General features: G+C 46.9%; 1 protein-coding gene. It reads right to left on the bottom strand.

The window, feature by feature from the left end:
- Window positions 1-663, bottom strand: a 663-nt coding sequence (locus R7R24_RS27485; protein ID WP_318120236.1) for a substrate-binding domain-containing protein, incomplete at both ends; no start/stop codon positions are given.

The following is a 663-nucleotide window of genomic DNA, read 5'->3' as shown; positions in this document are numbered from 1 at the left end:
TTCAAGCAACGTGTAGGAAGTCGTCACGATCGCATCAGGCAAACTGTCTGCTTGAACCCATTTATCCAGTACCTTTTTTCCCTCCTCACGAGAGAAGTGCAAACCGTAACCGACGGTCATTGTCGTTTCGTCTTTTTGGCAGGCAGACCGAAAACCCAGTTCGCGCTCTTTCGACACTTGCAGATCTTGCAACGCACCAATCAAACCAATGGTTTTGATCTCTGGTGACAGTACCGATTCTGTAAGCTCAAAAGCAGCATCAAAATCTTCACTGATAACGCAACAAAAATGCTCATCATCCATTGGACGGTCAAGTGCTATAACCGGAGTGCCCGAGTTTTGTAACTTGAGATAATACTCATTAGCCGATGGCATACCACTTGCGACAAATAGCGCGTCAATTCGGCGGCTGATTAGCGCTTCAGCAACCTTTTTCTCCGTTTCCGGATCATCATCTGAGCAGCCAATTAGAATTTGATAACCCGCCTTACGCGAGTTTTGTTCAATCAGTTTTGCAAGGCGTGCGTAACTGGTGTTCTCCAAGTCTGGGATGATAAGTCCAAACGAACGCGAGTTACCGGCACGCAAAGAAGAAGCGGCATGATCCGGCTTGTAATTGTACTCGTCAACAACCGCCATCACTTTCTTTTGCGTCTTTTCGCT

This window comes from Vibrio sp. 704 (assembly GCF_033339295.1).
The sequence above is the reverse complement of the archived record's forward strand: the minus strand, read 5'-3'. Positions and strand labels throughout refer to the sequence as shown.